Source organism: Nonomuraea composti, from assembly GCF_012034275.1.
GTDB classification, from domain to species: Bacteria; Actinomycetota; Actinomycetes; order Streptosporangiales; family Streptosporangiaceae; genus Nonomuraea; species Nonomuraea composti.
The window spans coordinates 43,377-65,800 of sequence record NZ_JAATEP010000059.1; the positions used below are offsets into that span (position 1 = coordinate 43,377).

Below are 22,424 nucleotides of genomic sequence, written 5' to 3' on the forward strand. Positions count from 1 at the left end.
GCCTCCTGCCAGCCGATGACCTTCTTGCCGAGCCCGCGCACCAGCCGCACCACGCCCGAGACGAACCTGGCGCAGGCCGACCGGCTTCCGGAGGAGCAGCGCGGCAAGGTCGCGGGGCTGTCCGGCGTCGTCCAGCAACTCGCTTCCGTCAGCGGCACCCTGCTGGCAGGCGTCCTCGTCGGTGACAACCTGCTGTTGTTCCTGGTACCGGGCGCTGTGGGCGCGGTGGCCGTGACGCTGTTCGTCTGCCTCGTCCGCGAGCCCGACAACCGCCACCTGGCTGTGGAGACCGAGCCGTTCACTGCCCGCGACCTGATCCGCCCCTACCTGTTCAGCCCGCGCCGCGACCCCGATTTCGCCTGGAACTGGCTCGGCAAGTTCCTGTTCATGGCCGGGCTGGCCTTCAGCACCACCTTCACCGCGTTCTTCCTGGCCGACCGCCTGGACGTCAGCGTGGAGGAGGTGGCCTCCACGGTCGCCGTTCTGGGGGCCGGCGGCATCGTGGCCGCCGTGCTGGGGGCCATCGGCGGCGGTTTCCTGTCCGACAGGCTGCGCCGCCGCCGCGTCTTCGTCCTGCTGGGCGGCTGTGTCTTCGCCGCCGGCGCCGTCATCATGGCGCTGTCGCCCAGCGTGCCGTTGATCATGGCGGGTGCGATCCTCGGCAACTTCGGCATCGGCGTCTTCTCGGCCGTCGACCAGGCGCTCCTCCTGGACGTGCTGCCCGACCGTGACACCGACGCCGGCCGCTACGTCGGCATCTACGGCTTCTCCACCTCGATCGCGCAAGGCACCGCACCCCTCATCGCGCCCGCGGTCCTGGCCATCGGCGCCACCGCGACGGACAAGAACTACACCCTGCTCTACTTGGTCTCCGCCGCCTTCACCCTGGTTGCTGGCCTGGTAGTGCTCCTGAGGGTCAGATCCGTTCGCTGAACGAGAGGGGCACCTCCGGAGAGCCGCCCACGCGCCAGTCTCATGCTCTGCCTCAAGGAGATGATCTCCACCGATCTACTACAGCGAGGCTTTGAGATCTATAGCGTGAAGGCATGCCAGACGACTTGACCGCTGCTGATCTGCAGGAGTGGGTTACGGGGCTGGATGGGCTGTTCGGCCGGGTGGCGGGCCGGTTCGGGCGTGTGGAGCTGCGTCGGCAGGCACGGGCCTACCTGCTGGGTCTCCTGGCGCCGATCGAGCGCAAGAACGGCTGGCAGCTGGCCGAAGCGGCCCGGGACACAACACCGGATCGTATGCAGTGCCTGCTCAACAGCGCTCGCTGGAACCGCGCCAGGTGCGCGTCGACCTCCTCGCTGAGCGGGCATCCGTTCATCCGAAAAACTCGTTGACGGACGCCGACAGAGGGGAGGACCGTGGAATCGGCGACAGGTCCAGGAGAATTGACATGTTCATTTCGAAATCACGGCTGGCGACTCCTCAAACTCGGCCTGCGCCTGCTGCGGAAGAGAAGCCCGTGGAGACCCAACTGTCGCAGAGTCCCCATGCTAAGAGCGTCAAGCCCTTGGAGCACCGCAAGCAATCATGTAAGCCCGCCGCGGAGAGCGCCGACGAAACGGTGGACACGCGCTCCCCAAGCCATGCCGACCAGATCAAGGCGGCCTTCCTGCCTAAGCATGCGCCCGCCCCGAGAGTAAAGCCCAGGGAACCAGAGAAGGCCGCCTGCGAGGCCGTATCTTCCAAGAAGCCGGACCACGACATCAAACCCTTTGCGCGCCACGACCATTCACCCCCTCCGCACGAGAAATACCTAGAGGCGGGCGAATCGCAGTCCGAGCCCTCCGACCCAGCCCATGAGGCGCCGGCAGCCGAATCTGCACCTGCGAAGGCCGTATCGCAACCGGATCAAAGGCCAGCCGCGCGACCATCGGCTCGCAGCTCCGCCAACGAGGCGAAGACCGCGGACGACATGGCCGACACGCCCTTCCCAAGCTTCGCCGACCGGATCGCGGCGCTGGAGAAAGCGGCGGAGAGCCCAGCACCCGAGAAGGTCCCCAAGCTTCTCCGCGAGGCCGAAAGGCTGACGGACGACATCTGGCGGCAGGGCGAATTCGCCTGGTCGGAGCCGGACACGCTGGCGGAACTGCTGCACAGGGTGCAGGAGGTGCGCAAGGGATTGGAGATCCCGGCCACGGCCTCGGACGGGCGGGCGACCGAATTGACCGCGGGGGCGACATCCCCGACCGGCATGACGGTGGAACGAGCGCGGCAGCCGGGAAAAGTGGAGATTTCCCACTCGGCGGCGGTCGTGGTGGGCGATAACAACCGGCAGACCAACGACCACCACGTCCAGGCAGCTCAGCTAAAGGTCTCCCTGGACAAGCTTCTCGTCGAAACACCGGCTCAGCGGCGGGCGTTGGCCAACCTCATCAAGAACCCCGACAGCCCTTCGGCCGCCCATGCCGTATGCAAGCTGCTGCCAGCACCACTTGAGCAGGGCAAGGTGATCACACTCAAACCTGGCCCGAAACCCGCCACGCTGTCGGGACACGTGGGCGAGCGGGGCGAGGTCGTCGTACGCAAGTCCAAGGGCGTAGTGCTGGGACACGGCACCGTGCAGCGCAACCACTTCCACTACCGGATCGAACAGCCCGAGGCCCTGATCGCGCATGCCCTGCGCGAGAAGAAGATGCTCGTATGCGAGCTCGCGTCGGTCCTGGAACTCCCCCGAGGCGACGCCGCGCGGCGCAAGGTAGAGAAGAAGCTGGAACGCTTCTCCGGCGAATCACTGCGGCAGATCCACTTCGTCGATCTCCACGGGGGCCGCGGCCGGGTCCACGCCGTCTCACACGGTCATGGCGTCATGCTCGGATCGGGAAATATCCGCAAGGACAAGGTTCACCTCCCCAGGTCTCCGCGCGTGACCCTGCGGTGGTGATCAGAACGTGCCCAGGAGGGCGGTCACCAGGTCGTCGACCAGGCCAAGGTCGGGGCACGGCAGGATCTCCTCCTCGTGACGCAACCTGAGAAGGCACGTGTAGGTCCCATCGCGCAACACACCGACCGCCAAGTGCGCCTTCCGGCTCTGGCCCCGCCCATCCGCGAGCACGGCCTCGACCACGAGAACGCAGCCGCGTACGGTGTCCGGCCAGGTCACTTCCGCGAGCACGTCCCCGATGTCGCCCGGCCGAAGCGGGTCAAGCGGGACGACCACCAACTCGTCCGGCCGCAGCGGCGGCATCGGGTCGAGGGGATAGACGGTGTCGACGTAGGTTCGGGGATCGGTCAGGGCGTACATCCGGCGGGAGCGATCCCACTTCTGGCCAGCCGCGTCCTGCGCGGCGGCGATGACCGCGACGCTCAGGGGGTCCAAGTCGGTCACACCAGACATGCTCGCCACCGCCGCGCCGTTAGGAACACCGCCCGCAGTCAGGGGAACGTGTTCGTCTGAATGTTCCCCTCACCGATCTGCACGCCCTTGGAGTCCTGGACCGTCACTTGGTACTTGCCGACCTGCCCGGGGTCAGTGAGGCCCAGCAGGCGCTGGGCCAGCCGCGCGATCTCCGCGTCCTCACCGGCCTCAACGGCCCGCAGCGCCTCCACCAGACGTACGCCGCCCGTCTCCGGGTCCCGCTCGTGCTCCTCCAGTGCTTCGTCTCCGTCGGGCCCCGCGATCAAACGGCGGCGCACGCTGGCGCGCAATCCAGCGTAGGCATCCTGAACAGCGGCGGAGGCCGTCGCTGTGACTCCAGCTGACATGCCCGCCGTCAGCGCGGCCACGATCAACTCCACGGCGATCACTGTTTGCTCCCGTCGAGAGGGTGCTTCCACCCAATCACCGAAGGCGACCTTTCGCTACGGCCGGAACGCGTGATCGGGCGGAGATGTTCGCCGCCTTCTCCTCGGATGCCGATCCCCTCGTGCACCGGGCCGCGATTCCGGGACTGGCGCTGCTCCTCGATGACGCGGACTAGGCTGCGGCGCCGCTGCGCGAGCGGCTGGTGCTGAGCCAGGAATCGCTGCGCGGCTACGAGTCCTGCAAGCGGCGGCGATGCTGCGGTGGCGCCTGCCGACGTCGCGCAAGACCCCGCTGGTGTGGCTGGCCACGCTGGTAGCGATCCGGCCGTGGATTCCGGAACAGGCTTGTGGCCGTGGTGCAGAGGGCTTGCCGCGTCCCCAATCGCCTTGGTGAGGTGAAGGGCCGCGTTCGATGCCGGGCAATAGCAAAGGTTCCAACAAAGCCTCAATCAAGGCTGTGAGCAGCAGTTTGTTCGGGACATAATCAGGTCCATCCAGCCTTTGGCAATGTCCGTTGGGTGTGGCTCTTCCGTATTGGCTGATTCGATCAGGCGCTGAGGGTGCATTCGTCCTGATGGCGATGGTGGTGGACGCGCTGGTTCTCGCGGTCGACGTGGAAGGTCCAGTACTCATCGAGGTCGTTGTTGGCGATCAGGGCGCGGAGCTTCAAGATGGCCTCGGCTCCGGCCAGTCCCCAGCGGGCGCCGGTGATGTCGGGGGCTCGCCCAAGGCCAGGTAGTTAAGGTTTCTGAGCTGCTGGCAAGAGCGCCGGGGGTCGGCCCGGCGGTGTAGACGCCTGGCCCGATTTTGCGGATGAGTTGGCTGGCGGCCCAGCGCGAGAGTTGTCGATACATGGTGTTCAGGGTGACCTCGCCGAGGTGTTGGGCGATGTCACGGGCCTTCGAGGGGCGGTTGGGATCTTGGTGAAGGAGGGCCAGGACCTGTTGTTGTCTGCGGCGGTCGGTGGGGGTCATGGGTCGCTCGTCCCGGGAGCGGCGGGCAGTGTGGGCGGGGGTGGCAGGAGACTGATGTCGAGGTCGGTGATGGTGCGGCTGTGGTCGGGCCGGCCGTCGTTGAGCCGTTCGTTGTAGCGGGAGGGTGGGTGATTTGACCTTGCGGGTGCTGACGCGCGGGCGGCGGGATGGCAGCAGCGCCGCTAGGACACGGCGTCCGATGGTTGCGACCAAGCAGTGGCCATGCCGGGGTTGTCGCCCGGCTGAAGGATCAGGTCGAGGGCGGTATGCAGGGCGATGGAGAAGTTGCAGCGGTCGGGATGGGTGCCGGGCCGGGACTCGGCGGCGTCGACCATCACGGTGCGCAGCAGTTGATAGAGCGTGAGCACCGGCCACATCTCCTGCTCCAGTCCGGCGGGGTCGCCCGAGCGCAGGATTCGTCCTTGCATGATGGTGTGGCGGAGGGCGTAGTAGGCGGACTCGTGTTCCCAGCGCTGGTGGTAGAGCCTGACCAGGGCGGCGGCGGGGTAGCGGCGGGCATCGGTCAAGGTGGTGACCAGGCGGTAGGTGCCGCTGAAGGTGGTGCCGTCGGCGCAGGTCACCGTGATGCGGGCCTCGGTAACGCGATCTGCAAGCTGCCGATCATCGACAGATAGGAGCCGTCGGTAAGGGTGGCCAGGATGGGGCTGCGCCGGTTGCTGCGCAGCCGGCTGAGCACCTGGGCGCCGGTGGCGCTGACCTGGGCGAGGAAAGCGGTGCCGTCGAAGCCCTTGTCCTATAACACCAGCATGTCCGATGTCAGCAGGTGCAGCAGGCGCCGGGCATAGCTGCTCTCGCCCTCGCTGGTGAGGCCGAAAACCGCGCCGATCAGGGCCCGCGTTCCGGTCTCCACCAGCGTCATCAGTTCCAGCAGCGGGTAGCCGCCGTGACCGGGGCTGCCCAGCCAGGCCCGGTCACGGACGGTGTCGGGGGTCTTGAGTGAGCTGCAGCCGTCGAAGGAGACGATGCGGTAGGTCCCGAACCGTACTCCGGGCGTCGCGGGCTGGGCCAGCGGTCCGCTCAGCACCTCGAACAGGCGCCGCATCGGCGCGCAACCGACTCTGCGGCGCAGGTCACGCAGCGCTTTGGTGGTGGGCGTCACGACCGGCAGGGCGCTCAGCGAGGCCGTCAGCTTCTGCCAGACCAGCAGGTAGCCGACCTCGGGGAACAGGCACATCGCCAGCAGGAAGTAGACCCCGACACGCGAGGGCAGCGCGCGCAGACGGCGCTGCATGCTGCGGGTTTCCTCAAGGACTGCATCGACGAGCTCGAACGGTACGAGCGCGGCCAGCTCCCCGAAATGCCCGGGAGCGAACAATCTCCCGGCTGCTGAGCGGGGCCAAGAGCTCGTCTCGACAGCGCGGAGAACAGCAAAGCTGGCATACTCGGCACGCAACGGAGATCCAGTTCTTCGACGGCTGGTTGTGGAAGATCACCGTTCTACTGGATCTCCGCTCCCACGTCCTGAGAACTCGCGTGCTTGACAGCACCACGACGACCTTAACTTTCTGGCCTTGGGACAGGGCCCGATCGTCCCTCTGCCGCGCAATTGCCGCGCCAACAGGCTCGACCCGCTGCACCTGTTGGCGCGGCACATGAATATCGGTATCTTCTGTCGCTTCGCCCCGAACGAATGGCTTGTTGATGACACATTCGCAGCGGCCGGATCCACCCCGACTGACAGTCGTCGGTTCCGCCGGTACCTCCAACGGCTCACAACAGAGGTGGGCGGTGCTGACAGATGGCACGGCGTCGCTCACCATCGGTGGCGCGATGGCTGGTGGCTTCGGGGTGGAGGCCACGAAGTCCTTCCTCACGAACGAAGTGGAGGGGCGTTGGTGGTTCGTCCTGGCCTTCGCCGCAGGGCTGGCGTTTGTTGCCCTGGGGCTGCGGCTTAGAGGCTGGTCGCGCCGTCAGATGAGGGTCGGAATCGTGGTGACCGCGATGGACGCTCGTCGTGGTCTGGCTCGCGCCCAGCAGCTAGACCAGCAAGCGGAAACGTTCAGCCGGAACACGTGCACCGTGACCCTGAAGACGAACATCGACTTGCCTGGCGACGGTGTGTGGGATCGGCGTCAGATTGATGCTCTCGCCGATGAGACACTGGCCGCCGCGACGATGGCGGAACGCCTGACGCCCGATGCCGTCCAGATCAACCTGATCCCGACCATGCCGCTCCACGTCGCGTTCTGGTTCGGCGCCAGGCTGGGGTACACCCACGCCCGCGAGATCGTGGTCCACGCGATCCGGCAGGCTGACGGGGCTCCGGCGTACTTCCCGGCAACGTCGTTGCGCACCATCGACTCCGCTAGGGAGCCGCTAACGATTGAACGGCTGGACGCCCTCGACGACGGCGACCCGACCAAGGTCGCCCTCGCGCTAGATCTGCAAGGCCGAGGCGACCAGTTCTTCGATCAAGTGATGGCGACATGCCGGCAGCAAGGCATCGGCTATCTGCTTCGGCTCCGCAGCACATCCCCAAAGCTGACTGAGGACAGAGAGACCTTTACCGGCGTGGTGGAGCAGACCTGTCGCGCCTGGCGGGAGGCGCCACTGCCGGCGGGAGCTCGAACGGGCCAGCACGCCATCTTCCTCAGCGGGCCCGTCGCCATCGCGGTAGTGCTCGGCGCGCGGCTCGCGTCGCCCGAACATGGCCGGTGGACCGCCTTTACCTTTGATGCGGCCAGCAACTCCTACGAGCCCTTCCCTCCGCCGATCGCCGTCTGATGCCGAGGACATGAGGGACTTCGGCAGCGCATGGCGAGCGCGGTAGGAAACTGTCGGTCCGTGTGGTTACGCTGCTCGCCATAACGCCGCCGGAAGGCCGCGTGCCGGCCACCGCTCGTCTCTGACCGAAGTTGGCCTGGGCCAGGCGTTTCACGCGTATCTGCAGAGAAAGGAATCTCGATGAGCCTTGCCGCGGCGTTTGATGCGTTCCAGAAACAGGTTGACGCAGAAGCCGAGCAGGTCAAGGAAGCGCGCGAACGGCGCGAAACCTTCAAGAGCGCCCTGGGCGCCGAATCCGACGTCATCGACGTCTGGGGCTCGGGCTCCTTGCGGCGTAGCACGCATATCGGTCCCAAGATCCACGATCTGGATCTGGTGGTCGTCTTCGACTCGAACGAACACCCTGAGTGGGGTAAGCCCGGAGACTCGGCCAAGGAGGCCCTCGACACGCTTGGCGGCAAGGTCAATAGGCTGCTCGGCATCACCAACGGCACCATTGAGAAGCTGGTCCGCATCGCCGCCCCGCGCAATCACGCAGTCAAGTGCTTCATCGACAGTCCCGGCGATGACGACGGGTTCACGGTCGATGCGATGCCCGCGCTCAAGCACAACGGCGCCCTGCTCATCCCGGAGAAGAAGTCCTCCGACTGGGTCCCGGCCGACCCTCAGTTCCTGGTCGAGAAGGTCAAGCAGCGCAACGCGGACTGGGACTACTTCCTGCGCATGGTGCGGGTCCTGAAGGCGTGGCGCCATCGGGCCGAGGTGGAAGGTACGGTCAAGTCGCTGGTGATGGAGGTTCTTGCCCTGCACCACTTGCCCGGCGGGTTGTCCCGTCCCCAAGCACTCAAGAGCTTTTTCACAGCGGCGGCCATTGCGGTCGGAAACGGGCCGGTCATGGATCCCGCCGGCTTGTGCGGTGAGATTCAGCCTGACCTGGATCGGGTCGCCCTGCGAGACTCGCTGCTAAACGCCGCGGACCTGGCCGACCAGGCGTGCGACGCGGCCGAGGAAGGCCACACCGATGACGCCAAGAAGTTGTGGCGCGAGGTGTTCGGAGACGACTTTCCGGCTCCGCAGGGCACGCCGAAGACCAGTCCTGCTCTGATCGTCCCGACGGTGATGCCACGACCGATCAAGGACGCCCCGCAGGGCTGACCGGACCGTGACCACTTCACGTGCCAGGACGCCGATCAACTGGTGGGTGGCGGAGCCCGCCCGGTTCGCCAGAGACCGGGCGGAAGTCGCCGCTCGATTCCCGGCACTGACCTGGACATCGGACGGCGCTGGAGGCTGGGAAGGACGGCTTCCAATGTGGCCTTTGGATCGACCGGAGCCACCCGGCCTGGCTGCCCTTCTCGGTGGCACAGGCATGGAAGTGGTGATCGCCTACGGGCAGGCGTACCCGATGGTGCCGCCGCGGATCTATCCCGTCGACCCGCGACCGGAACCTGTTGAGTGCACCCAGCACCGGTGGCATGTCAACGGCGATGGCAGCCTATGCCAATTCCAGACGGACACCGCCTGGGATCCTCGCGACTCGATCTGCGACCTCATCATGAAGGCGGCGGCCTGGCACGTTGAGTACGCCTTGATGAAAGCGGGGGTCTTGGACCAGATGTCGTTGCACGGGATCGTGAGCAACCCAGCCGTGGACCATCTCATCATCACCGCAAGCGAGAACGCCTACAGCGGTCGTGACGCCGTGGTGCCGAAGATCGCGGGAAGTGCAGGATGATCGACACGCTATTTCTGCTGCCTCGCGACGGACTCCGCTACCTCATCGCCACTGACGCCGGCACGTCCGGGACCATCAAGTTCAGACGCTCCGATTCCGACGGGCTCGTCCTGATCAGCTACCTCAGGAACTCAACAGCCGGGTTTCAGTTGCAGCTCGATCCCAGGAGTCACCCCTTGAACACCGGCCTCCCCGGCGGGGACGGGTTCTGGTTTCGCGTACCGGCGGAACTTCACGGACTGTGGTACGAGATCACCAGGCGGGGTGAACACGTGGGCGTCTCGTTCGACGCGTTCGCCGCGCGACTTCCCAAGCAGCTTATGGATCCCGGCGCCCTCGGGTACTTTGCGCTCACCTACGCGCCGGACGCCGACAAACCACCCTACGACGAAGCCCCTGTTCCCCGGCTCGCCGCATGGCGGGTGACACGAAAGGCGGTGTTCGGCGCCTCGGTGGCGGTAGAGCCGGAGCCCATCGGCATCACGCAACTGGAGCCGTACTGGCCCGTCACCGACCTTGCGTCCGTCACTGTCATGGTGGTCGGCGTCGGCAGCATCGGCGGGGCAGCAGCTACCGCACTCGCAGGCTACGGACTTGGACGGCTCCTGCTGGTTGATCCCGACCGACTGCTGTGGCACAACCTCATCCGCCACGTACTGCCCCGCCGCTACATCGGGAAATTCAAGGTCGACGCTCTCCGCGACTATCTGGCTGACCGACACGGGGACACCGAGATCGCCGCATTCCGGTACGACGTCGTCAACGACGCCGATCTCATCCGTGCGCTCCTGCAGGAAACTAGCATCATCCTCTGCTGTACCGACGGCGTTGCGCCACGACGCGCCAGCAGCCACCTCGCCCGCCGCGCCGGCAAACCCGCGATCCTGGCCTGCGTCCTGGCCGACGGAGGAATCGGCGAAGTGATCCGTCTACGCCCGTGGCCCGACCACGGCTGCCTCCTGTGCCGGCGCCAGGCACTCACCAACGAGGGCACCCTTGACCCCGAACCAGCGCTCGAGGCCGGCTACGGCACAGGAACACTGCACCATCCCATGACCGCCGTCGGCTCTGACCTCTTCCTCATTGGAAATCTCGCCGCCAAGATCACCGTTTCGACCGCCTTGGAAGCCGCAGGCCACTTCGCTCACCGTCTGCCGAGCGAACACCTCACCGTCGGCTTGCAGGCGTGCCGGGGCTGGACTGGCCCCTTCGATCTCGGTTACACCGGCAACGTTCGATGGGCACCGGCCACGCCACCCCGCGCCGACTGTCCGACCTGTGGCCAGCCGTGACCACGCCCTTCCCGAAGGAAATCATCCTCTCCGCGCCCGCCATGTCCGACATCATGGATGAAGCTCAAGTTTCCAGCGACGGCCTCGAGACCGGCGGCATCCTGCTGGGTGCGGCGCAGCCGGATGCGGTCGTTGTCAACCATGCCGGAGGCCTCGGCCCAAGGGCTATCCGACAGCCTGACTTCTTTCAACGTGACCTTCCGCACGCACAGTCCTTCGCAGACCGAGCCTTCACCCTCGATCACAGCATCTGGATTGGCGAGTGACACACCACCTGAGCGCGCCGCCAAGGCCGAGCGCCAGAGACCTCGCCACCTATCAGACGCTGCTCAACGATCCCGAACTCGCCTTCGCCTACTTCGTCGCGATCATCCTGGCCGGCCCTGCAAACACCTGGCGCGCTCCTGTCTTGACGGCGTGGATCATCGCACCTCCTCACGGACACGCTGCCCTTGCCCGCATTGTGCCGAGAGACAGCTGATCATCTCACCGGCGATGACTGGACAGCGTTGCCATCGGCCAAGCTGAAATCCAGTTACCATGTGCGGGCGAACGCCACTGCTCCCTTGCCGATATTTCAGCGGTCAGGTGAGCTGGCTTACCTGGCCTAACTCGGTTGCTGTTTATCGTTCGTTGGCTGGGCATCATGATCCGACCTGGCGGCTGGCTCAGGGTGGCGAGGCTGTTCAGGGCTGTCCTGCTTGGACAGCAAGGCCTGTGCCACCGCGGCGGCAGTGACGGCTTCTTCGCGCTGCCGCTGAGCGCTCTTCAGCGCGCTGGCGAGGTCGGCAAGTTCGCCACGCAGCTGATCGGCCTCACCGGCGGCGTCGGCCCGGGCTTGGGCGGCGGCCTCGCGGGCCTGCTCGGCCACGGCGGCCGCTGTGACGGCCTGTTCGCGCCGGTGCTGTTCGGCGGCCAGCGCCCGGCGCAGCCGGTCGGCCTCCTCGGCGTGCGCCCCGGCCATGCCGCGTGCCTGGTCGCGTTCCTGCTCGGCTTGCCGGGTCCGGGCTTCCTGATCCTTCAGCCGGCGACGGAGGTCGGCTAGCTCGTCCTGCTGCTCACTGGCCTGCTGTTCCAGCTCGGCGATGCGGGCGGTCGCGGTGGCGTGCAGTTCGGTGAGCTCGGTGGTTCGCCGGCGGGCGGTGTCCCGGTCGTGCTCGGCCTGGCGCTGCCGGTCGGCGGCTTCGATGGCACGCTGCTCGGCTTGGGCGCGGGCGGTCTGGTGCTCGCCGACCTGCCGCCAGGCGTCCTGCTCACGTTCTTCGGCGCGGTCGCGGGCGGTCTCGGCCTGGGCGCGGGCCTGTTCGGCGGCGGCGATCCGGGTGGCGGCGGTGCTGGCCGCGGTCATGGCGCGTTGCTCGGCCGCCGCGGCGGCGGCGCGGGCTTCCTCGGCGGCCTGCTCGGCGGCCTCCACCTGGGCCAGCGCGCCGCTGCTCAGCTCGGCCAGTTGGTTGCGCAGCGCCTCCTGGGCGGCCTGCCACTGCTCGCCGGCCGCCAGTAACGGCGCGATCAGGTCTCCGGCTCGTAGCAGCGCGTTGGCCACGGGGGTGGCGTGCGCGGTGGTACGCGCGCGGTAAGCGGCCGCCCGGCAGGCGTCGCTGCAGTACTTGGCGCGGCTGCTGCGCCCGGGCAGCGCCTTGACGCAGCCGGGTCCGGCACACCGCAGTTCCTCCGTCGTTCCGATCGTCCCGCTCTCAGCCTTGTCGTTACCTTCGGCCGGTACGACCGCCCCCACAGTTCCTTGATCGTTCGCCACAGGCAGCAGCGTAGCGTTCGCAGCGTTCGAACGCAGCAGTTTCGTGCGTTCGCAAACGCTCGCGCCGAGCGATCTAACCCGTGATAACCTTCCTTATCGCGGGTCAGAAACAAGGTGTCGGATCGGTGCCGGACGAGGGCCGAAACGGGCGACAGCGGGCGAGAACGGGGCGGGGAGACGGGCGTGCACGACGAGCAGGAGGCATTGCCGGCCGCGGCGGCGGGGGAGCGGCCACCGATTTATCCGCTGCCAGAAAATACGGCCCACGAAGCCGGGCATACCGCCGCGGACTACACGCTCAGCACGCGCACCCAGCAGCGCATCGCCGACGGCGTGCCGGCCAACACCCGCCGCGCCTACACCCGCCAATGGGCGCTGTTCACCGGCTGGTGCGCCACCCACGGCCGCATCGCGCTGCCCGCCACCGCCCACACGCTGGCCGAATACACCTCCCAGCTGTGCGAGGCGGGCCAGGCGCCGGCCAGCATCGAACAGGCCGTCGCCGCCGTGCGCACCATGCACCGCCTGGCCGGCCACCCCGGACACCCCGCCACCGAAGCCGCCCGCCTGGCCCTGCGCGCCTACAAACGCGCTCGCGCCGAAACCGGCGGCCGCGGCCAGCGCGAAGCCCCGCCCATCACCATCGACGCGCTGCGCGCCATGGTGGCCGCCTGCGACCTCGACACGCCGATCGGGCGGCGCGACCGGCTGCTGCTCGTGCTCGGCCTGGCCCTGATGGGCCGCCGCAGCGAACTCGTCGCCCTGCAGCGCGAGGACGTACGGGAAGTGGCCGACGGCCTCGAGGTCACCATCCGCACCAGCAAGACCGACAAGGACTCCGCCGGCGAAACCGTCGCCATCCCGCGCGGCAGCCACCCGCTCACCGACCCCGTCGCCGCCTGGCGCGACTGGCTGCACGTCCTCGACCAGGCCGGACACACCACCGGACGGCTACTGCGCCGCATCAACCGGCACGGCACCCTCGGCCCCTCCCTCGGCGCCGACGCCGTCAACACCATCGTCCGCGACCTCGCCATCCGCGCCGGCGTACCCTCCGCCGACACCGTCACCGCGCACAGCCTGCGCGCCGGCGGCGCCACCGTCGCCTACGCCGCCGGCGTCCCCGTCGCCGTCATCGCCAAACACGGCCGCTGGGCCCCCGCCTCACCCGTCGTGCTGCGCTACATCAGAGCCGTCGACCGCTGGCGCGACAACGCCATGCGCAACGTGGGGCTCTGAGCGGCCTGTAGGTTCTCAAAATCTGAGGCTTTCCAACCTGATCGCGCCGGTGAGAAGAGGCTTCTCGGTAGGCAGCAGTCGACCAAGATCCGATGCCTCTACTGGAGAGCCTCGGCTGTGCTGCTGCCCGCACCGCGCCACCACGATCGTGCCGGCCGTCCTCGTCCTGCAGCTCATCGAAGGAGGCCGCGACTCAGAATGAAAAGCGCTCGATTTTTCAGGGTCGGTGTCCGGGCAGTTTCCGCGCACCTGGGAGGACCGGCCGATATGACGGAGACGATGGTTTCCGGAACTCTGCGTTGATCTTGTGCGTATAACTGCGCGTCGAGTACCGTCACAGCGTGCAAACGGTTTCCGCCGACGTGAACCGCCCGTAGTAAGAACGCCTTGCCGAGACCGCGTCGGCCGCCCGTCCGGGCGCGACCGGTGACCGTGCAGTTCCTCCACTCGTCACGCTGTTCCGCCCTGCCCGAGAAGAATCGAAGTGGATCGTGGCATTGTCAGACCTCCGCGCCCGGAACGCGAAAAGAAAAGCCTCACGACTGCTGGCCGCGACTCTCGCCGGCATCGTCTGCGTGAGCATCAGCGCGACCCCCGCGTCCGCACACTGGAACGGGACGGGCCAGCTCATCGCCCGCATCGGCATCTACCCCTACAACTACAACGACACGTGGCAGAAGCCGATGAACAAGGCGCTGGCCAACTGGAATGCCACGTCCTCCCCCGCCGACATCTACAAGAACCGGAACTCCGGCTCGACGATCACCGTGAAGTCGTACCGGAACACCTGGTACGGGCACTACACCCGATGCGGCGACAGCTGCCTCTACATCAAGCTGAACAGCCGCACCATCAACCGGGACGCGAGCAATTTCTCCAACTACGTGACCGGCGTCTTCGTGCACGAATTGGGGCACGCGCTCAATCTCGCGCACAACAGCACCACCTCCATCATGAACAGCAGCAGAAATCGCGACACAATGACCAAACCGCAGTCGCATGACGTCTCGGACGTCAACGCCTATTACTGACCGGCCCCGCCCGACGACATTCACGAGGAGAACGGGAGTCGAAGTCGATGAAGGCTCGAATGTGGCGGCTCGGGGTGTCCGCCCTGGCTGTGCTGTTGCTGTCCGCCTGCGCGGCGGAGGAGAAAAACGTCATCTACGCGGCCGACTATCCGGCCTACGACAGCGTCGACGCGCTGTTTGCCGGGGCGAAGCTGGTGATCGAGGGCCGGTTGACCGGGGCCAAGCGGGTCATGACGGAGGTCGAACCGGCGGACGACGGCACCGAGACCGATCCGCAGCTGAATCCGAACGCCGGGGCCACGCCCGACGCGGAGGCCCCGCCCGCCGCGCCGCCCACGGTCATGACGGTCAGTTCCGTCGAGGTGGTCAAGGTGCGCAAGGGGCTGGCCCGGGTCGGCCAGGTCATCCAGGTGAAGGAGCTCGGCGGCACGCTGGACGGCGTGACGTACGAGGAGGCGGACGCGACGCCGTTGAAGACGGGCGTCACGTACATGCTGTTCCTGGAGACCTATCCCGACTCGCCGGCCTCGCTCCTCAACCCGGAGCAGGCGAAGTACGTCGTCACCTCGGCAGGCACGTATTCGGCGATGCCGGACAACCCAGTCCACCTTGAGGACGCCGACGTCGAGCGGTTGTCGATCAAGGAGTGAGACCGTGGGACCGTCCCCGGTCCCTGGAACGGGACGGCATCAGAGCCTGGGGGCGGTCAGGTCGTAGACGCGGCGGGCGTTCCCCGCGCCCACCATGGCCGCCACCCGCGCCGCCTGGCCCGCCGACCATTCCCCGTCGGCCACGAACTCGCCCAGGACCCGCACCAGCGCCCGGCGCCACGGCGTCGCGCCGAGATGGTGCAGCTCGGCCGGAGCCCACGCGTCCGAGAAGAACAGCAGTTTGGCGAACGGCACCACCTCCGGGCTCTGCGCCGCCAGGGCTGCGGCACGGGCGCCGGTGTAGGTGACGGCGAGGCCCACGTCGAGATGGCCGGCCGGGTACACATGGACGACGTGGCCGGCGTGGCGGACGTATGGACAGCAGTGAAGCGGCATGATCGGCACTCCGGTCGGCTCGGCTCGTTCGACGAACCCGCTCGCGGGCCGAGGGCGGCCCGCTCCGGGCCGCGTCGTACGTCGCCGGCGCGAAGCCGAGCACCCGGCAGATCGGCTCGACGCCGAACCTTTGGGGCGCCGCCTCGCGGATCGGCTCGATCGCCCGGCGGGTGGCCTGCAGCTTGGTCTCCAGCTCGGCGATGCGCCGTCTGGCGGCGGCCGGCTCGGCCTTCTCGCCACTGGTCAGATCCGGCTCCAGGCCGCGACCGATGCGGTCCTGGCGACGCCAGGTGTAGATCGTCTGCCTGCTGATGCCCAGGTCATGCGCCAGCTCGGTGGCCGTGCGGCCCACTTCGAGCAGGTCCAGTACCTTGCGCCGGAACTCCGGCGGGCAGCTTCGTCGTCCCATGCCACTTTCCTCTCACCAAGCGGCACAAGAATCCAGAAATCCACCTCTACTCAACCCGGAGCACACCAAGCGACCCATGTTGATGTCTGCAGCAGGTGCAGGCTAAGCATGGAAACCTCCTGATGTTCCTTGTCGCCGTCGGGATGGTGCCGGCGCCGCCGTAGAACAGGTCGGTGTTGACGGAGTTTCAGTGCTCCACGACCTGCAGGCCCTCGTGGATCTCGCGGCGCAACTCCGGGGCGGCGACGTCGCCGTCGCGGACGAACTGGCCGACACCCTCGAACAGGCCCAGTGGTAGTCACCACCGATTGCTCATACTCGTCCAGTACGCCGGTATTGTCATCGCTGGCGGAGGCAAGAGATGCTGGGCGAGTGAGGGGTGCGGGCGGCGGTGGCTCGCCAAGGCGCTCGATCGCGCTGGCGACCTTGCTGGTCGGAGTCGCCACAGGGCTCGTGGGCAACCTGGCCACTGACACGATCACAGTACGGGCTCCGTGGTGGACGCCCACCACCTGGACGGCGACTGGCCTGCTCGTGCTGGGCGCCATGGGGCTGCTCGTACTGCAGGCTCGAACGGCGAGTCTCCAAGACCGGGCGGCCGCACTCGATCATGCGGTGGAGGCCTTGCGGCGACGGCTGGAAGAGCAGTACGCGTATGAAAGCGTCCTGCGCCGGCTGCGGCAGCCCCTCCCGATTCAGGTGCGGTGGATCTCGACGGCACGACCCATCGCCGCAGCTCGCGACGTCGTCATGGACCCTGCCGCCGCGGCATCCGCCTCCCCTGCCGCTACCTGGGCCGAGAAACCGTTGGCGGGCGCCACCAGCCAGATCGTGGAGCGCTATCGAAGCCTGACGCACCGGCAACTGGTCATCATCGGCGAGCCCGGCGCCGGCAAGAGCGGCCTGGCTCTGCTGCTGGCCCTGGGCCTGCTCGAAGAGGCAGTGGAGGGCGAGCCCGTTCCGGTGCTGATCACCATGTCGGCCTGGAGCCCTCAGCAGGAGGATGGCCGCAAAGTCCGGCAGGAGAGCTTTGAGAGCTTCGCGGCGCGTTACCTGACCCAGACCTACCCTGACGTCCTCGGCACGGTACCCGAAGGCGGCCTCTGGGCGGCCGAGCAACTCATCAAGCAGGCACGCCTGCTGCTGATACTCGACGGGCTGGATGAGATGCCCGCTCACCAGCACGCGCCGGCACTGCGCAGATTGGACGACTACGCTGCGCTGGGACGACCGCTGGTGGTCACCAGCCGCATCCGCGAGTACGAACAGGCTGTCCGCGATCATCAGCAACTCATCTCGCGAGCTGCGGTCGTAGAGTTGCAGCCGGTCGGCATCGACCAAGCGATCGAGTACCTCTCCCATCCGGAACCGGCTTACCCACGCTGGGAGCCGGTCTTCACATACCTTCTCGCTCAGCGAGACAGCGCCCTCGCCCGCGTCCTGTCGACTCCCCTCATGGTCTCTCTTGCCCGAGCCGCCTATCAGTCGCCCAGCACCGATCCGGCGGAGCTGACTCGCATCCCTGGCGAAGGGGAGATCCGCGCCAGTTTGATAGACACCTACATCACCGGTGTCCACAACCCTGCCCCGCCCACACCGCCGGGACACAAACCTCCCAACGTCTGCCCTGCACACATCGCCCGTCGCTACCTGGAAACTTTGGCCCTGCAGCTTCACCTGTCGGGCACAGTGGAACTGCTTTGGTGGCAGCTGCGCGCCGACTTGTTCACCCATCGGCCCTACCGGGCGCTCTTCTGCCTGGCGAGCCTGGTATGCGTGCTCGTGGCCGGCGCGGCGGCCACGATGATGGGCCTGATGTCCGCTGTATGGATCACGATCGCCTTGGGGATCCCGCTGATCCTGGCCAGCGGCGACCGGTTGATGCCCTGGCCGACCTACGACGCGACACCGCGCTGGTACTACACCTATGGACGCATCCGGGATTTCCTCCACCAGTACAGCAGACCCCGTCGCCTGCCGATGCTCCGAGCCGGCATCGGCACGTGGTGCGGGCTGCTGACGGGGCTCATCATCGGTGATCTTCTCGAGGCGGTGCTTGGAGCGGCCGTCGCAGCGATGATCGTGCCGTTTCTGCGAGGTGATCGCATCGGGTTCGGTCCGGGATCGGCCATGCCCAAGCCGACGTTGCGTGCCCAGCACAGCGCGACGCTGTCAGCCGCAACCATGCACGCGGCTGCCGGATCCTTTCTCTTCACCGTCATCGCCACGTTCACACACTCGCCCGCACCGTGGACCACCGCCACGGTCGCGGCATTCGTCTTCGGCTGGACCGCCGCATGCCTTGCCGGCCTGTGGACCTGGCTGGCCTACCGCGCAACCCATCTGCGACTGGTCATCCGCCGACGCCTGCCGCTACGTCTCAACGCCTTCCTCCAGGAGGAACTCCGTCGGGGGACGCTCCGCAGAACCGGAACCACGTGGCAGTTCCGCCACCTGATCCTTCAAGAGCATCTGGCGAGGACCATCGTGCCCGAGCATCTGACGGTCCACGCGGATCACGGACACGTGCTGGCCGGCGAGCAACTGGCAAAGCTGCTGTTGAGCAAGGGCCAGAGGGATGAGCTGTGTAGACGGGCCGATCGGGGCGATTGGCCGGCCGGCCGGGCTCTCGCAGAGGCACTGGTGGACCGCGGCGAGGTGAGCGAAGCCATCGCCTCATTGAGGCGTTTCGCGGCCCACCCCAACGGCTACATCGCTGGCGAGGCCTCCGATCTCCTGGTCGAGGTGCTGCTGCAGCACGGCCGGGTGGACGACGCGATCAGTCTGCTGGCGGCGCAAGTTGCGCATGGCCGTTCGACCGTCCTGGAGCGACTGGCCGACGTACTGGTAGGGCAGGACCGGGCGGAAGACGCCATCGCTCTCTTGCAGGAGTACGCCGACCGCGATGATCCACCGACATCGGGGGAGTGGCGGATCTCCTATCTCGCTGAGCGGCAGTTGGTGAAGCTCCTGGCGGAACGCGGGCGGGCGAACGACCTGCGCGCTCGTGTCGAGCATGGCAGCATCCTCGCGGTCGAGCAGCTGGCGAAGCTACTGAGCGACGCCGGCGCAGCAGAGGAAGCCATCGCGCTGCTCCGCGCGCACGTCGAGCGCGCCAATGTGATCGTCCTGACTCAACTGGCCGAATTGCTGGCGGCCCAAGGCCGCAGGAAGGAAGCCATCGCCCTGCTCCGGCCCCACGCCGTCAATCCCCAGCTACTCTGGCTCGCCCACAATCCCCTGGCGAAGCTGTTGGCCGATGAGGGTGACCTCGAAGAAGCCGGCGCCGTTCTTCGCGAGCAGATCAGGTCCGGATGGGAGGTGTCGACCGCCCGTACGGACCTGGCCGCGCTTCTCGTGCGCCAGGGACAGGTGGAGGAAGCCATCACGATACTCAGCGAAGGACTCAAGGCTGGAGCCGGGCTCTCCACCGCCATCGAGGACCTTACCAAACTGCTCGTGCACCAAGGACAAATTGAGGAGGCCATCACCATGCTCCAGCACCGCGTCGAGCGTGGTGACGACTGGAGCGCGTACGTTGCCTCCATGCAACTGGTGGACTTGCTGCTGGGCCAGGGCCGTACTGAAGACGCCATCGTGTCGTTGCGCGGCCAGATCCAGAACGGCGTCCTGGGGGCTGATGACCGTCTCGTGACGGTGCTCACGGATGAGGGGCGTCTGGAGGAAGCCATCGTCCTGCTGCACGAGCGGGCTGACGCGGGGGACTGGCATGCGGCTGTGCACCTGGCTGAACTGCTGGTGGTGGCGGGGCGGGTGGATGAAGCGATCCTTCTGCTTCGGGCTGCGGCCGGGCAGGGCGTCGAGGCCGCCACCGCGCTGTGGATCAGCTACGCCAGCAGCGCGACGAGAACACCTAGTGAGCCGGTTTTGAGATTCGGTGGCAGTAGCGGCAGATGCGGTCGAAGCTCTGGTCGGCGGTCTTGGTCCATCTGAACGGCTTGGCGTCCTCGTTCCAGGTCTTGATCCACTCTTCCAGGGTGGTCTTGAGCGCTTCCAGGGAGTAGAAGCTGCCGCGCTCCAGGCAGCGCCGCTCCAGCTCGGCGAACCAGCGTTCCACCTGATGGATCCAGGAGGAGTCGGTCGGGGTGAAGTGCAGCGTGAAGCGCGGGTGGGCCAGCAGCCAGGCGTGCACCACCGGCCGCCTTGTGCGTGGACAGGTTGTCGCCGATGAGATGGACCCTAGCGCTGTGGAGGACGCTGCCCGCTCCGGACCTGAACGAGCTCGACGGCGAGTACGCCGGTTACATCCCCGCCCTCCATCTGCCGCCGGAACACCTCCGGGGGACCATCGATTTCCTGTATCGGGAGATTTCCCCGCGCGGATCCTGGGGGAAAGGCGTTCAAGGCCGCCGGCGGGGCCACCAGCGAGGGATACAACGTCTTCCGGAGGCGCGCGGATGACGGCGCCGGTCAGGTCTTCCTCCGCCGGGGAAGGTTCGCCACCGGCATCGGTGAGTCGCATGTGGACGGCGGGCCCTCGCTGATGATGAGGTACGCCGCCTTCCTCAACGGCCTCGCTCTCACTGATCTCGTCGACGAGGTACGGCGCTACTCGACGGGGCTCTACGTCGCGACCGCGACCTCGCTGCCGGAGACGGGCGCCGAGCGTACCCGGCCAGATGGCTGCTTCCTGCTCGTGGGGCCGATCAACCCGTGGATCGGCGCGGACGATTGAGACGGACCCGCAATGAACGATCTTGATATCGCGGACCGCTTCGAGATCCAGCAGGCGATCGGCCGCTACTCCCACGCCTTCGACAGCGGTGACGTCGAGGGGTGGATCGGCTTGTTAGCTGACGACGGGATCTTCGAGGTCGTCCTTGTGGACCAGCCGGACTGGCGCGGCCTGTTCCAGGGCTCCGCCGAGCTTCGCCAGCTCGCGGAGTCGTCGATGGCAAGGGTCGGACACGTCCTGCACGTCGATCACTGGCGCAGAACCGAAGGCGGATGGCGGATCCAGCACCGTCTCTATCTCGCGCTGGGATACGCCGGCACGCGACAGCCCTCTGGACCGTCGGCGCCATAGGATCTGGGGAGCCTGTAAGACTGCTGTCACCCGGTACACGCGATTGTGCTAGTGCTGGTCAGAGAGTCGCAGCGGGGATCTGCGCGTGACAGATCCTCGATGTAGCCGGCGGCGATGTCGTCGGGCGGGTTGGTGTAGAGGCGCAAGTAGCGGTCGTTGGCGTGGCGGAGGCGGCGTTCGAGTTCGGCGCGGTTGTGGCCGAAGGCTTGGGAGAGCTGAAAGGCGAAGGTGTGGCGGGCGTCGTGCGGGCGCAGGGTGCCGAGCTTACGGTCGTGGTCGGGCGTCTGGGCGTCATGCAGGCGGCCTCTCGCCGACGATGGTGTTGATCGAGCGGGGTGACAGGCGGCCGTCGGGGCGGTGGGCGGCGATGGATGCGGCCGACAGGAAGAGTGCCGTCGGAGGGGTGCTGGCCGTGGCGTCGCCGGGGCGTTCGTGTTGGAGGTAGTCGGCCAGGGCGTGGCGGGCGTGGCGTCCGAGGAAGACGGTGCGGCCCTTGCCGCGTACGCCGGCCAGGCGCGCCTTCTTGGCCTGGCGCAGCCGGTCGGCCTCGGCCGGCTGCAGATGGTCCAGGTCCAGGCCGACCAGTTCGGCGCGGCGCAGCCCGGTGCCGAACAGCAGGTAGATGATGGCCCGGTCGCGTAGCGGGCGAGCGTGGGTGCGCGGGTCGGCGCGGCGGTGGCGGCGGCCCTTGAGCTCGTGGAAGGTCTCGATCCGGTCGACGATGTTCTTGACGGTGCGGACCTGGGCGGCGGCGAGTGCGCGCGGCTACGGGGCGGCCAGCGGCAGCAGCGTGACTCTCTTGGTCGGGTCGCCGTGGCGCAGCAGCCCGTCGGGGGCGTGCGCGGTGATCCAGGTGAACAGCGCCGAGACGTGCGCGAGGTGGTTGTTGACAGTCGCGGCGGCCATCGGCGCCGCCCGCCTGTCGCGGCCGCGGTTGCCTGCGGCGGCCAGGTGGTCGCGCCAGGCCGCCACCTCGCGCGGGGTGACGGCCGAGAGCCGGTCGTGCCCGAGGCCGTCGGCGAGCCAGGTGGCGAAGCGCTGCAGATGCCGGGCGATCTTGGCGGTGACCTCCGGCGAGCGGACCCCGCGCACGGCCAGGCCGAGGTAGCGCTCGATCCAGTCGGCAGGTTGTCGTCGGCCGGATCGATCCGGTCGGGGAGCCCGACCACCTTTCGTGAAGTGACTTCGGCGCGATCCGGCCCGGCGGTCGAGGGCGGCGAGCTGGGGGTGGAGGACGGTATGCGGCCAGGTTACTTCACGGAAGGGTCATTTTCTGAAGAGAAGTGGCGCGGCGAGTTCCGGAGCCCGTCCTTAGCGTAGCTACCCGGCAGTAGAGTCCTGGGCCCCCAGAACGACCTCGCACAGCGAAAACCCCGGCCCATTGGACCGGGGTTCGATGT

The 22,424-nt window shown here is 67.4% G+C and carries 23 protein-coding genes and 3 pseudogenes; 15 read left to right on the forward strand and 11 right to left on the reverse strand.

Annotation, left to right across the window (positions count from 1 at the left end; all coding sequences use genetic code 11):
* The first annotated feature begins 15 nt into the window (after positions 1–15).
* The 3 genes and pseudogenes from HCN51_RS48045 (at position 16) to HCN51_RS48055 (ending at position 2,890) form a co-directional block, all read left to right on the forward strand.
* Positions 16–933, forward strand: a complete 918-nt coding sequence (locus HCN51_RS48045; protein ID WP_206068747.1) for an MFS transporter — start codon at positions 16–18, stop codon at positions 931–933.
* Between the two features lie 113 nt (positions 934–1,046).
* Positions 1,047–1,303, forward strand: a pseudogene (locus tag HCN51_RS60645) (transposase); the annotation flags it as partial.
* 165 nt (positions 1,304–1,468) lie between these two features.
* The gene (locus HCN51_RS48055; RefSeq protein ID WP_168018659.1) at positions 1,469–2,890 is read left to right on the forward strand and encodes a hypothetical protein; all 1,422 of its coding nucleotides are present in this window, start codon (positions 1,469–1,471) and stop codon (positions 2,888–2,890) included.
* Here HCN51_RS48055 and HCN51_RS48060 read toward each other — a convergent pair whose 3' ends face one another.
* The 5 genes and pseudogenes from HCN51_RS48060 to HCN51_RS48075 form a co-directional block, all read right to left on the reverse strand.
* Positions 2,891–3,334 (reverse strand): hypothetical protein, encoded by a 444-nt coding sequence (locus HCN51_RS48060; protein WP_168018733.1) that lies wholly within the window; start codon positions 3,332–3,334, stop codon positions 2,891–2,893.
* A gap of 47 nt (positions 3,335–3,381) precedes the next feature.
* A complete protein-coding gene (locus HCN51_RS48065) occupies positions 3,382–3,753 on the reverse strand; it encodes an RIP homotypic interaction motif-containing protein (RefSeq protein WP_206068749.1) in 372 nt (123 codons plus the stop codon).
* Positions 3,754–4,297: 544 nt separating this feature from the next.
* Positions 4,298–4,465: pseudogene (locus HCN51_RS60650) on the reverse strand (ISKra4 family transposase); the annotation flags it as partial.
* Positions 4,466–4,906: 441 nt separating this feature from the next.
* Entirely contained in the window at positions 4,907–5,305 is a 399-nt protein-coding gene (locus HCN51_RS48070) for a hypothetical protein (protein WP_168018735.1), read from the reverse strand.
* Positions 5,306–5,478: 173 nt separating this feature from the next.
* The gene (locus HCN51_RS48075; RefSeq protein WP_346434060.1) at positions 5,479–6,138 is read right to left on the reverse strand and encodes a transposase domain-containing protein; all 660 of its coding nucleotides are present in this window, start codon (positions 6,136–6,138) and stop codon (positions 5,479–5,481) included.
* A gap of 335 nt (positions 6,139–6,473) precedes the next feature.
* On the opposite strand from HCN51_RS48075, the gene HCN51_RS48080 reads away from it, so the two are divergent.
* The 6 genes from HCN51_RS48080 to HCN51_RS48105 all read left to right on the forward strand — a co-directional run bounded on the left by HCN51_RS48080 (position 6,474) and on the right by HCN51_RS48105 (position 10,977).
* The gene (locus HCN51_RS48080) at positions 6,474–7,469 is read left to right on the forward strand and encodes an SAVED domain-containing protein (RefSeq protein WP_206068750.1); all 996 of its coding nucleotides are present in this window, start codon (positions 6,474–6,476) and stop codon (positions 7,467–7,469) included.
* Between the two features lie 180 nt (positions 7,470–7,649).
* Positions 7,650–8,624, forward strand: coding sequence for a nucleotidyltransferase family protein (locus tag HCN51_RS48085; protein ID WP_168018741.1), 975 nt, complete (start codon positions 7,650–7,652; stop codon positions 8,622–8,624).
* Between the two features lie 214 nt (positions 8,625–8,838).
* Positions 8,839–9,204 carry a ubiquitin-conjugating enzyme family protein gene (locus tag HCN51_RS58580; protein ID WP_206068751.1) on the forward strand — a complete coding sequence of 122 codons (366 nt, stop codon included), beginning with the start codon at positions 8,839–8,841 and terminating at the stop codon, positions 9,202–9,204.
* Positions 9,201–10,496 (forward strand): ThiF family adenylyltransferase, encoded by a 1,296-nt coding sequence (locus HCN51_RS48095; protein WP_168018745.1) that lies wholly within the window; start codon positions 9,201–9,203, stop codon positions 10,494–10,496. The genes HCN51_RS58580 and HCN51_RS48095 overlap by 4 nt, the downstream gene beginning before the upstream one ends.
* The gene (locus tag HCN51_RS48100) at positions 10,493–10,762 is read left to right on the forward strand and encodes a hypothetical protein (protein WP_168018748.1); all 270 of its coding nucleotides are present in this window, start codon (positions 10,493–10,495) and stop codon (positions 10,760–10,762) included. Before HCN51_RS48095 ends, HCN51_RS48100 begins: the two co-directional genes overlap by 4 nt.
* Positions 10,759–10,977: a hypothetical protein gene (locus tag HCN51_RS48105; protein ID WP_168018750.1), complete on the forward strand. Its 219-nt coding sequence runs from the start codon at positions 10,759–10,761 to the stop codon at positions 10,975–10,977. The genes HCN51_RS48100 and HCN51_RS48105 overlap by 4 nt, the downstream gene beginning before the upstream one ends.
* A 126-nt stretch (positions 10,978–11,103) precedes the next feature.
* Here the strand turns inward: HCN51_RS48105 and HCN51_RS48110 are convergent, their stop codons facing one another.
* Entirely contained in the window at positions 11,104–12,252 is a 1,149-nt protein-coding gene (locus HCN51_RS48110) for a coiled-coil domain-containing protein (RefSeq protein ID WP_168018752.1), read from the reverse strand.
* Between the two features lie 183 nt (positions 12,253–12,435).
* Between HCN51_RS48110 and HCN51_RS60655 the strand changes: the two genes are divergently transcribed.
* The 3 genes from HCN51_RS60655 to HCN51_RS48125 all read left to right on the forward strand — a co-directional run bounded on the left by HCN51_RS60655 (position 12,436) and on the right by HCN51_RS48125 (position 15,172).
* On the forward strand, positions 12,436–13,491 hold the full coding sequence (locus tag HCN51_RS60655) for a tyrosine-type recombinase/integrase (RefSeq protein WP_168018774.1): 1,056 nt from the start codon (positions 12,436–12,438) through the stop codon (positions 13,489–13,491).
* Between the two features lie 575 nt (positions 13,492–14,066).
* Positions 14,067–14,522 (forward strand): matrixin family metalloprotease, encoded by a 456-nt coding sequence (locus tag HCN51_RS48120; RefSeq protein WP_168018783.1) that lies wholly within the window; start codon positions 14,067–14,069, stop codon positions 14,520–14,522.
* A 59-nt stretch (positions 14,523–14,581) separates the two neighbouring features.
* Complete coding sequence (locus HCN51_RS48125; protein ID WP_168018785.1) at positions 14,582–15,172, forward strand: hypothetical protein; 591 nt, start codon at positions 14,582–14,584, stop codon at positions 15,170–15,172.
* Positions 15,173–15,211: 39 nt separating this feature from the next.
* Here HCN51_RS48125 and HCN51_RS60660 read toward each other — a convergent pair whose 3' ends face one another.
* Both HCN51_RS60660 and HCN51_RS63220 read right to left on the reverse strand, forming a co-directional pair.
* Positions 15,212–15,568, reverse strand: coding sequence for a hypothetical protein (locus HCN51_RS60660; protein ID WP_240974017.1), 357 nt, complete (start codon positions 15,566–15,568; stop codon positions 15,212–15,214).
* A gap of 193 nt (positions 15,569–15,761) precedes the next feature.
* Positions 15,762–15,977 (reverse strand): annotated as a pseudogene (locus HCN51_RS63220) (transposase); the annotation flags it as partial.
* A gap of 453 nt (positions 15,978–16,430) precedes the next feature.
* Between HCN51_RS63220 and HCN51_RS48135 the strand changes: the two are divergent.
* A complete protein-coding gene (locus HCN51_RS48135; RefSeq protein WP_168018796.1) occupies positions 16,431–19,931 on the forward strand; it encodes an NACHT domain-containing protein in 3,501 nt (1,166 codons plus the stop codon).
* On the opposite strand, the gene HCN51_RS48140 is transcribed toward HCN51_RS48135, so the two are convergent.
* Positions 19,852–20,133 carry a transposase gene (locus HCN51_RS48140; protein WP_206068752.1) on the reverse strand — a complete coding sequence of 94 codons (282 nt, stop codon included), beginning with the start codon at positions 20,131–20,133 and terminating at the stop codon, positions 19,852–19,854. The two genes, HCN51_RS48135 and HCN51_RS48140, sit on opposite strands and share 80 nt — an antisense overlap.
* A 327-nt stretch (positions 20,134–20,460) precedes the next feature.
* On the opposite strand from HCN51_RS48140, the gene HCN51_RS48145 reads away from it, so the two are divergent.
* Together HCN51_RS48145 and HCN51_RS48150 are read left to right on the forward strand one after the other, a co-directional pair.
* A complete protein-coding gene (locus tag HCN51_RS48145) occupies positions 20,461–20,673 on the forward strand; it encodes a hypothetical protein (RefSeq protein ID WP_168018798.1) in 213 nt (70 codons plus the stop codon).
* Between the two features lie 12 nt (positions 20,674–20,685).
* Complete coding sequence (locus HCN51_RS48150; RefSeq protein WP_168018800.1) at positions 20,686–21,024, forward strand: nuclear transport factor 2 family protein; 339 nt, start codon at positions 20,686–20,688, stop codon at positions 21,022–21,024.
* A gap of 291 nt (positions 21,025–21,315) precedes the next feature.
* On the opposite strand, the gene HCN51_RS63225 is transcribed toward HCN51_RS48150, so the two are convergent.
* Together HCN51_RS63225 and HCN51_RS48160 are read right to left on the reverse strand one after the other, a co-directional pair.
* The gene (locus HCN51_RS63225) at positions 21,316–21,747 is read right to left on the reverse strand and encodes a tyrosine-type recombinase/integrase (RefSeq protein WP_168018814.1); all 432 of its coding nucleotides are present in this window, start codon (positions 21,745–21,747) and stop codon (positions 21,316–21,318) included.
* Positions 21,748–21,789: 42 nt separating this feature from the next.
* Positions 21,790–22,116 carry a site-specific integrase gene (locus HCN51_RS48160; protein ID WP_168018802.1) on the reverse strand — a complete coding sequence of 109 codons (327 nt, stop codon included), beginning with the start codon at positions 22,114–22,116 and terminating at the stop codon, positions 21,790–21,792.
* Positions 22,117–22,424: the final 308 nt, after the last annotated feature.